Source organism: bacterium (assembly GCA_024228115.1).
GTDB lineage: Bacteria > Myxococcota_A > UBA9160 > UBA9160 > UBA6930.
The window spans coordinates 1-9,639 of the sequence record JAAETT010000476.1; the positions used below are offsets into that span (position 1 = coordinate 1).

Annotated in this window: 10 protein-coding genes; 8 read left to right on the forward strand and 2 right to left on the reverse strand. The window is 65.1% G+C overall.

Annotated features, from left to right (window positions below):
* Window positions 1-479 precede the first annotated feature (479 nt).
* From GY937_20495 to GY937_20530, 8 genes are all read left to right on the forward strand, one after another.
* Window positions 480-755, forward strand: a complete 276-nt coding sequence (locus tag GY937_20495; GenBank protein ID MCP5059091.1) for a hypothetical protein — start codon at window positions 480-482, stop codon at window positions 753-755.
* Window positions 756-777: 22 nt separating this feature from the next.
* A complete protein-coding gene (locus tag GY937_20500) occupies window positions 778-1,467 on the forward strand; it encodes a TetR family transcriptional regulator (protein ID MCP5059092.1) in 690 nt (229 codons plus the stop codon).
* On the forward strand, window positions 1,464-4,085 hold the full coding sequence (locus GY937_20505) for a hypothetical protein (protein MCP5059093.1): 2,622 nt from the start codon (window positions 1,464-1,466) through the stop codon (window positions 4,083-4,085). The genes GY937_20500 and GY937_20505 overlap by 4 nt, the downstream gene beginning before the upstream one ends.
* The gene (locus GY937_20510; protein MCP5059094.1) at window positions 4,082-4,987 is read left to right on the forward strand and encodes a glycyl-radical enzyme activating protein; all 906 of its coding nucleotides are present in this window, start codon (window positions 4,082-4,084) and stop codon (window positions 4,985-4,987) included. The genes GY937_20505 and GY937_20510 overlap by 4 nt, the downstream gene beginning before the upstream one ends.
* 34 nt (window positions 4,988-5,021) lie before the next feature.
* Complete coding sequence (locus tag GY937_20515) at window positions 5,022-5,801, forward strand: SDR family oxidoreductase (protein ID MCP5059095.1); 780 nt, start codon at window positions 5,022-5,024, stop codon at window positions 5,799-5,801.
* Between the two features lie 17 nt (window positions 5,802-5,818).
* Window positions 5,819-6,781, forward strand: a complete 963-nt coding sequence (locus GY937_20520) for an NAD-dependent epimerase/dehydratase family protein (GenBank protein MCP5059096.1) — start codon at window positions 5,819-5,821, stop codon at window positions 6,779-6,781.
* 49 nt (window positions 6,782-6,830) lie between these two features.
* On the forward strand, window positions 6,831-7,142 hold the full coding sequence (locus tag GY937_20525) for a hypothetical protein (GenBank protein MCP5059097.1): 312 nt from the start codon (window positions 6,831-6,833) through the stop codon (window positions 7,140-7,142).
* A 92-nt stretch (window positions 7,143-7,234) separates the two neighbouring features.
* Window positions 7,235-7,822 (forward strand): glutathione S-transferase family protein, encoded by a 588-nt coding sequence (locus GY937_20530; GenBank protein MCP5059098.1) that lies wholly within the window; start codon window positions 7,235-7,237, stop codon window positions 7,820-7,822.
* Window positions 7,823-7,864: 42 nt separating this feature from the next.
* Here the strand turns inward: GY937_20530 and GY937_20535 are convergent, their stop codons facing one another.
* Window positions 7,865-8,698: a hypothetical protein gene (locus GY937_20535; protein ID MCP5059099.1), complete on the reverse strand. Its 834-nt coding sequence runs from the start codon at window positions 8,696-8,698 to the stop codon at window positions 7,865-7,867.
* The gene (locus GY937_20540) at window positions 8,671-9,255 is read right to left on the reverse strand and encodes a hypothetical protein (protein ID MCP5059100.1); all 585 of its coding nucleotides are present in this window, start codon (window positions 9,253-9,255) and stop codon (window positions 8,671-8,673) included. Before GY937_20540 ends, GY937_20535 begins: the two co-directional genes overlap by 28 nt.
* Between the last annotated feature and the right edge of the window lie 384 nt (window positions 9,256-9,639).

Consider the following 9,639-nt stretch of genomic DNA (forward strand, 5'->3'; position numbering starts at 1 on the left):
GACACTACCTCGCGGCTCTCGATCGCGAACTCGACACCGATCCGACCGACACCGATTCGCCGTTCTGACGAGAAACCAGCACTCGCGCGCGACCACGGCTAGATGATCAGATTTCTACGGTTTCTCGTGATCGCCAACAGACTGACGCTACGGCGGGGCGACAGAGCGCAGTTCGCGGCCTCGCACGCCCGGCGAGGCCGGCGCCATCGCCGGGGGATCCGTCCTCCCCGGCCAGGCCTTCGAGCCCGGCAACTCCACCATCTCCGTTGTGCGACGAAACCCCAGTCGTTGAGCCAACTTGAGCCACCGCCCGTGACGTCGGTGTCGAAAGGCTCAGACCGCGACCCGTGTGGCCAGGCCGCGAAGACCGGGCTTCCCGGTTCCGGCGCTCCTCGTGGGCGCATGGGAGTGCGCCATCGCTTTTGCGGCAAGAATCTGGACCTTGGAAAAGTCCAATTTCTGCACACTAGAAGGGGCCGGTGAAGGAGGCATCAGCCGAAGACGCATGTAGCGGCTTGTTGGGTGGAGGCATTGCCACCGCGGCCGTCGCCGCACTGCGATACCGAGCGGAAGCGGGAATCGACTCCAACCACGTGCCTCGTAGCCGGTTGGGAGAACCTCGAGCGGGCGCCGATCTCACGTCCCTGGTCTTCCGGCATCGCTCACCCCACGCCGCCTTCCAACCCGAATCTCCGGTCTCCCGACATCGCGGGGCGGTGTTGCGCTGGCCCGGTGTGAAGTGGTACAGTAAGTAAGTGCTTACTCACCAAAGGAATCATGATGCCCGCCCTTCCTGATCGAGCCGCCACCTCTCGGAGTCGTACGCCTGCGCCTCCCCGGGCCAGCCGAAGCGAGCGCCGCGAATCCACGCGCCGAAGACTGCTCGACGCCGCGCTCGAGGCCATCGCCGAGCGCGGCTACTCCGGCGCGACGACCGCCGAGATCGCTCGCCGGGCCGGCGTGTCTGAGGGAATGATCTTCAAGGTCGCCGCCAGCAAGTCGGAGCTGCTGGCAGAGAGCGTGCACGATCTGTTCGAGCGGCTCATCGTCGAGTACAAGGCGGAGTTCGAAAGCCTCGGAAGCCGCGGCGATCGGGTGGAGGCGGCGATCGAACTCCTCCACTCCGCGTACCGGCGCCCCGAACTTCGGGCGGCGTTCGAGCTCTACTTCGCGACGCGAAGCGATGAGACGCTCGCACGAGAACTCCAGAAGGTGGCACTTCGTCACCGCATGGGAATTCGAACGCTGGCAAAGCGCTTGTTCGTGGCTGCAGCCGAGGACGAAGATCGCCTCGCAGCCGCCGTCGACCTCGCGATGAATACGCTCCAGGGTGAGGCGCTCTCGAGCGTCGCCAACCCGGACCCGGAACGATCGCAGCGGGTGGTGAAACTCCTCGCCGAGCTTTTACGCCCTCTCCTCGCGCCCACCGAGGCGACCAGACGGACCGAAGTGAAGGAGAACCGATGAGCTCCGCTCCCACTCCGACGATCCCCCCGCTTCTGGGCCGATCGCCGGAAGCGCTTCCCGACAAGACAGGAACTCTCGACGGAGAAAGCGTCGCACGACATCCGCGTCTCGAATCGCTGCGGCGCGATCTCCTGGCAGCGCCCTACGCGCTCTGCACGCAGAAAGCGGAGCTCATGACGGAGTACTTCCGCGACCATGTACCCGGGGATCCCGTCGTCCGCATCCTCTCGCATCTTCATTTCGCGCTGACCCGCCGTGGCCTCGAGCGCAGCCTCGGCTCAGGATCGGCACAACCTCGCTGGCTGCTTCGCGCCAGCCGCTCACTACAGCGATTCTACGCACGTCGCCTCGATTCCGTTGCGGGCGAGCCGCTCATCGTGCATCACTCCCGTGCCCTCGCCCATGTTCTGGAGCGCGTTCCGCTTCGGATCTACGAGCATGAACTCCTGGTCGGCAATCCGTCCTCGCAGCGGATCGGCGCGCCGATCCACCCCGACCTCGGCGGCATCCTGATGCTCCCGGAACTCGAAACACTCTCGACACGGGCAGTGAACCCGATCGAATGCAGCCAGGAGCAGCAGCAACGACTCACGCGGGAGATCCTGCCATTCTGGTTCCCCCGTTCCGTCCAGTCGCGTGCGGCAGTTCTCGCCCAGGATCCAGAGCTACCGAACGCCCTGCTACGCGGTGATCGTTACGTGCTGACACAATTCGCAGGGATTTCTCACGTCACGCCCGACTATCCATCGATTCTGGAACACGGGTTCCAGGGCATTCTCGAACAGATCGAGACTGCGCGGAGCGACGCGCGGACCCCGGAGCAGGAGGCGTTCTTCGAGGCCGGCTCCATCGCAGCGCGGGCAGCGATCGCCTTCGGCGCTCGCTGGAGTGAACACTGCGCAGAGGAGGCGACCCGGCAGACCGATCCTCGCCGAGCCGCGGAGCTTCGCCGACTCGCGGACATCTTCCGACAGGTTCCGGCGCGCCCGGCTCGAAGCTTCTACGAGGCGGTCCAGAGCATGCTGCTGACCCACGTGATGGTGCACCAGGAGAGCTTCCAGCACGGCATCTCCTTTGGGCGGATCGATCGCTACCTCCACCCCTACTACGTACGAGACCTCGCAGATGGAAGGGTGACCCGCGACGAGGCCATCGAGATCCTCGGGTGCTTCCTGGGAAAGGCCGCAGAGCTCTTGCCGCTCTTCAACGAGATGGCCACGGAGTACTTCAGTGGCCTGTCTTCTGCGTCGGGCATCACACTCGGCGGAATGGACGAGCACGGTTGCGATGCATCGAACGAAATCTCGCTCCTCGTTCTCGAGGCCTACGACCAGATGCGCCTGCGACAGCCGAACCTCCACGCGCGCATCCACCCGGAGAGCCCGAAGGAATTCGTCGATCTGGCTCACGACGTCGTGAAGCGGGGCGGTGGCATGCCTGCCTTCTTCAACGACGAGGCCATCGTCCCATCCATCGAGCGCCTCGATGTTCCAACCCACGATGCCCGCGACTACGCGATCGTGGGCTGCGTCGAATGGGGCGTCCCGCGCAAGAGCTTCCCCGCAGCCGGTGCTTGCTTCCTCTCGCTGCCCTCCGCTCTCCAGCGCGCCCTGCGCGAGATTCCGCGGGTTGGCCAGGGCGTTTCGCCAGGTGCCCTCGATTCGATGGAGTCGATTTTCGCGACTCTGTCCACGGAGGTCGAGCAACTCGTCGCCGAAGCGGCCGATGGGAACGACGCGATCGAGTGCGCCCACGCGCGCTGGCGGCCGACACCCCTGCTCTCGCTCCTCGTGCAGGGCTGCATCGGCAGCGGGCGGGACGTCACGGCTGGAGGAGCGCGATACGACTCGACGGGGATGCAAGGTGTCGGCATCGCCGACGTGGCTGATTCCCTTGCCGCGATCGAACAGCTCGTCTCTGTCGAGAAGCGACTCTCGTTCGGAGAGCTCCTTGCGGCCGCAGACGGGGATTTCGTGGAAGCCCCGGAGCTCTGTCGCCGCCTCCAGGACCGGGTCCCACGCTACGGGTCGGATGCCGGGCGCGCCGAGCACTGGGCGAACCGCGTGTCCGACATCTATTGCGAAGCTGTCCGGCACCGTCGCAACCCGCGGGGTGGACCCTATGCACCGGGCTTCTGGACCATGACCACGCACATTGGTTTCGGACGACGTCTCGGTGCACTCCCGAGCGGCCGGCGGGCGGGCCAACCCCTCTCCGACGGCGTCTCGCCGGCGAACGGCGCCGACCGAAACGGCCCCACGGCCTCCCTGCTCGCGGCGACACGGACGCAGTCACCGGCAGTCGGCAATGGGCTCTGCCTCAACGAGAAGATCGAACCCTGGTTCGTGGAGGGTGATGCGGGGACCGCTCTTCTCGCGGATCTGACCCGCGGCTACTTCCGCGCCGGCGGAATGCAGGTCCAGTACAACGTGGTCGACCCACAGGTCCTCCTCGATGCCAAGGTCCATCCGGAACGGCATCGCGACCTCGTCGTCCGCATTTCCGGCTACAGCGCGTACTTCAACGACCTTACGGACGCGATGAAAGACGACATCATTGCGCGGGCGCTACACGGAGGACAGACGCCCCCCGGCAACGGACGAGGCGCCTGCGCATGATGCGACACGATTCGGCCATCGTCTTCGACGTGCAGCGATTCTCCGTCCATGATGGACCGGGGATCCGCAGCGTCGTCTTCTTCAAGGGCTGCGCGCTGGCGTGCGAGTGGTGCCAGAATCCCGAGGCGATCCGCGCCACGCCCGAACTCTACTACGACCACGAGCACTGCCTCGAGAGCTGCATGCTCTGCCTCCAGTCCTGCCCGCTGGATGCAATCCGAGATCAGCGGGAAGCGCGCGTCGATTTCGATCGCTGCGACGCCTGCGGAAAGTGCGTCGCGGAGTGCCCAAGCGGTGCTCTGCGCACCATCGGCCGAGCCCGCACGGTAGATGATCTGCTCGCCGAACTGCGCCGGGACCACGACTTCTACGAGTCCTCCGGTGGCGGGATTACGCTTTCAGGCGGCGAGCCCGTGCTGCAGGCACACTTTCTGCGCCAACTCCTTCCACGTGTCAAGGAGGCGGGGCTACACGTCACGCTCGAAACCTGTGGGGCCTACCCCTTCGCGCTCCTCGAACCGTTGCTCGAGTGGATCGATCTCGTCTACTTCGACATGAAGGTCGTGGATGCAGAGCGGCATCGAGAACTCACCGGGAAGCCGAACCACGAGATTCTCGAGAATCTCGGCATCCTGCTCGCACGAGGAGTCCCGCTCGAGGTACGAATGCCGGTGATCCCGGGCCGGAACGACGACACGCGGAGCATTGCGGAGATTTCGCAACTCCTCGCCCGACTCGACGTAGAGCGCATCACCCTGCTTCCGTACAACCATCTGTGGGAGGCGAAGCTCTCGAGGCTCGGCGGCGACCGAGCCCCACTTGGCATCCAGCCGCCAACGGACGATTTCTATGAAGAGCTGGTACACGCATTCGGGAAGGACGGAATCTCAGCATCCGTCTGACCCGACATCGGCTATCAGGCCATGGGAGAAGTAGATGGAATTCCGCGATCGCGTGGTGCTTGTCACTGGAGCGTCCTCTGGAATCGGACGTGCGCTCGCGCTTGCGCTCGGCAAGGCCGGAGCTCAGGTAGGACTCGTGGCACGGCGCCGCGAGCGCCTGGAGGAAGTCGCCGCGACGATCGGCCCTGCCGCGCTCGTCCTCCCGGGTGACGTCACGGACGATGATTTCTGCGCCTGGGCCGTCGAGGAGTTGGTTCGCCGCCATGGGCGCGTCGACGTCGCAATCGCGAACGCCGGACTCTCAATGAATGCTCCGTTCGAGAAGACCGATCCTGAAGTCTTCCGTCGACTCCTCGATGTCAACTATTTCGGCGCCCTGCACGTTGCGCGACACGCGCTGCGCTATCTCGAGCAATCGCGCGGAAGCCTTGTCTTCATTTCGAGCGTCGTCGGAAAGCGTGGCTTCCCGACACGTAGCGGATACGCCGCTGCGAAGTTCGCGGTTCACGGTCTCTTCGAATCACTGCGTGCCGAGCTGGCCGGCCGCGATGTCCACATCGGGATCGTCTGCCCAGGATTCACGGAGACGGAGATCCGGGAGACCGCACACGATGCCTCCGGCCAACAGCGCAGCGAAGCCGGGCCGACCACCGGCCGCGTCATGAGCCCAGCACAGGCCGCGGACGGGATCCTTCAGGCGATCACACGTCGCAAGCGCGAGGTCATCCTGACTCCCGAGGGCAAGCTGATGGTGCTGCTCAATCGGCTGATGCCGGGACTCGCCGATCGCGTCGCAGCGCGGGCCGTTGCATGAAGAAAGGAGGGCCAGGGATGAGAGTGCTACTCACGGGCGCGTCAGGTTTTCTGGGGAGACGCATCATGGCTCTCCTTCGCGCAGACGGCCACACCGTGACGGCGCTGTTGCTGCCAGAAGAGCCCGAGGCCAGCCTCCTCGCCGATGGCTTCGTCCGCGGCGACATCACGCGTCCCGAGAGTCTCCTGGGTGCAATGGAAGATCAGGATGCCGTCGTCCACCTCGCGGGAGCAGTCGGCTATGGCCAGAGCTTCGCACGTTGCCGAAGCCTGAACCGCGACGGTACCGCCAACGTTGTTCGCGAGACCGTTCGAGCCGGAGTTCGCCGCTTCGTTCACATGAGTTCGGTATCGGTCTACGGACGAGTAGCCGAGGTCGAACTCACCGAAGACGCGCCCCTTCGTCGCATCGGCGACCCGTACGGCGACACGAAGGCCGATGCCGAGGAAATCGTCACGGCACGCGCGGACGTTGGCGATCTCGACCTGACGATCTTGCGGCCTACGGTGATCTGGGGTCCTGGGGACGTCTTGTTCCTCCCGAAGCTGATCGAGAATCTCTCCAGTGGGAGAGCGCGGGTCGTAGGCCCCGGGACGAACATCGTGGACGCCGTTCATGTGGACGACGTCGCTCGGCTGGTGACAACCACGCTCGCCAATCACGCCTCGATCGGCGGGGTGTACAACGTCAACAACCCTGGGAACCCGACCTGGAGTGAGCTCGTGGCAGGCCTCGCGACGGCCGTCGGCGCCCCGCCTCCGGGGCGTCGCCTGCCCTACCCCCTCGCCTTTCTGGTCGCCTCGATGATGGAAGCGTACTCGGCACTCACTGGACGATCGCCGCGGCTCACTCGCTATTCGGTCCGGGTGATCGGCCGGAGGTATCGCTATGTAATCGATCGTGCGCGAAAGGAACTCGATTTCAGCCCCCGGATCCCCCTCACGCCATCCGCCGCGAAGGAGACGATCTCCGCGGGATGAGAGGCGGGGATCGAAACCCGCTGAAGGCCATCCATCCCGGAGCGAGTCCATGAGATTCCGGGGCGCCAGCGGCAGCACGACCGGAAACGAGAAGGACGCCCGCTCCGTCCTCGCGCTCTTCGGCTGGCCGCGCCTGGCCGGAGGCCAACCGATCGCCGCCGCTCGGGACGGACTCGCATTCCGGCGGCTGATCCAGAATTCGACCGGGATTCAGTCCGCAGTCTGGACCGATCCGAGTTTGAAGGCTGCCGGACCGGAAGACACGCGATCTGTGGCAGCAGGTACTGCTGACGAACCCTGGCAACTGACCGTCCTGGACTTCCATGCTCAGGCACTGCCTTCAACTAGGCTGAAATCTTGATCCACGCTGGGCGTACCTTCACGGCGGGAACCGATAGACGGGCCCCATTCGCGAGGCGCAGGTTCGTCCCATTCGACTAGCAAGGAACCCACATGAAGCACTACTTCCACCCCCGAAGCCGGGCTGCCACGACGGTTTGGATGCTCGAGGAGCTCGGTGCCCCGCACGAGGCGATCGTCGTCGATTTCACGACTGGGGAGAACAACACGCCCGAGTTTCGGGCGATCAATCCAATGGGGAAAGTGCCCGCGCTCGTCGACGGCAATGTGGTGGTGACGGAAGCGGCCGCAATCTGCGCCTACCTCGCCGACAAGTTCGCTGACAAGGGCCTCGCACCGCCCATCGACTCGACCGCCCGGGCGAAGTACTACCGCTACCTCTTCTTCCCTGGCACCACTCTCGAGCCACTTCTTTCAGTGGCCCAGCTCGGGGTCGAGGTCGAGAACCCTTCATCCCTTGGATGGGGTGACATGGAACGAGGATTGGCGGCTGTCGAGTCCATGACTCCGGACGAGGGCTGGGCTCTGGGTGAACAGTTCACGGCGGCTGACGTCGTCTTCGGGGCAATGCTCGATTTCTCGGTCCGCTTCGACTGGATGAAGGCGTCGCCGAAGGTCGCCGCCTACGTGGAGCGCATCAGAGCGCGGCCCGCATACAAGGCGAGTCACCCCGATGGATGAACACCCCCCGTCCGGCGCCACCGGGAATCCCTTCGGTCCTTCCTAGACCTCGAAGGCGGGAAAGCGGGCGCGAGCAGGGTCGAGGCAGTCCTGGTAGAAGCAAAGCGTCCCCAGGCGCCCTTCGTAGAGGGACCACGGACGATCGGCGGCACGCTGCGCTTGCGTCACGCGATCGCTCCATGAGAAGCGCGCGAACTGGAGGGCACGATCGAGTTGTGTCTCTTCCCCCGTCGCGCGGTAGAGCGCGAGGAACGCGTAGGCGTTTCCGGCGATCCCGTGACAGAGCCCGTTTCCCTTTCGCAACAGCCCGTACCGCCATACATGCTCCGCTGCCCTCTGGGCGGCCTCCAGATAGGACCGCTCCCCGAAGACTTCGTACGCGCGCGCGAACAAGAACACGGCCCCCGTCGTGCCGTTGCACCAGTGGACCTGATCGGTGAAGACTCCTGGGGCCGAGTGGAGAGACGGCAGGACTTCGAGCATGCCACGCTCCGCCTCCACGCAGTCCACGAGGCAATCGAGCGAAGCGCGGACTTCTCCACTCGCTCCGAGCTGTTCCAACAATTCAGGGAAGTGCAACATCAAGTACAGGTTCCCAGCCAGGCCGTGCACGAGGCCGATGTCATAGCGATGAGAGAGTTGCTCTCGCCGCTCTGCAACGCTGATCACGACGCGTGATGCGAGCGCGCTGAACGCTCGGGCGAGCGGGGACCGCGAACCGGTCAGCGATCGAAGAAAAGACTTCACCATGAACGCGTTCAGATTCATGTAGAGCAGCGGCGGCCGTCCGTTCGGCCCGGGTGTCAGTGCGGACGCGTGAGCGTGCGCGTGCCGCCTGCCCGTGGCGATCATCTGCTCGAGCGGACCCAGGCCCATTCATCGGGCCAACGCTCCTCGCCCAGGTGCGAGCGCAGAAACGCCGCACCGAAGAGAACGCCACCGCGACCCCAGAGCAGATCCTCGGTCGGAAACTCCGGGTCTTCCGCACACGAGGCCACCCGTCGGTAGCTCTCCAGGTGCCTCTCGCACGCAGCGACGTCGCCGAGCCGATCGTTCACGACGGCTGCCACGGCAGACGCCCCTCCGCTCGCGTGAAAGGAGAGCCACTCCTCGGGGTGTGGCACGCCCGATCGATCCAACGCCTCGAGTGCGACGTCGAGATAGCGACCGGCCAATTCGATCTGGTGCCGATTCCCTGTGCGCTCATACAGGTGAAGAAAGCCGAAGGATTGGCCGAGTGGCCCCGCGTAGAGCTCCTGACCAAGTCTCCAGCGGCCAGGCCTCACCGGCGGGGCGGCTTCGACGAGTCGCGGGATACCCTCCGCGACTTCCTCCTGGCAGCGTTCGCGAATCGCCGCGGCATCGGCGTCAGCCAGCGCTTCCGATGCCGGAAAGAGGTTGTTTTCCACGTGGCGCACCGAGTCCCGTTTCACGGACACAGGCCAGCTACACGTGCAGAGCTCATGCTGGTCCTTTCGATTCCGAGCTACCGCCCCGCAGGGCCCCCACACGGCCAACGCCACCGACGGATCGAAAAGGCCCCTGACACCGCCGGGAGCAGAGTCCCAGTCTAGCCGAATCAACCGGAACTCGGGGCCACCTCTTCCACGCAGCGAAGGCCAGAGAACGAGGACCCGCGGAAGTCGCCGACGTTTCACTCGCCGCGCCGCGCGGCACCACCTAGCCCTGATCCGAGAATAATCTCACGCTGAGCAGTGTAGTCCGGAGGCGAAGCGGGGGCCGGATCAGGCAGCGAGGCGTTGAATCGCTCGTTCGCAGCGCCGGATCCTGGATCGAGCCGTCGAGGAGACGGCGAA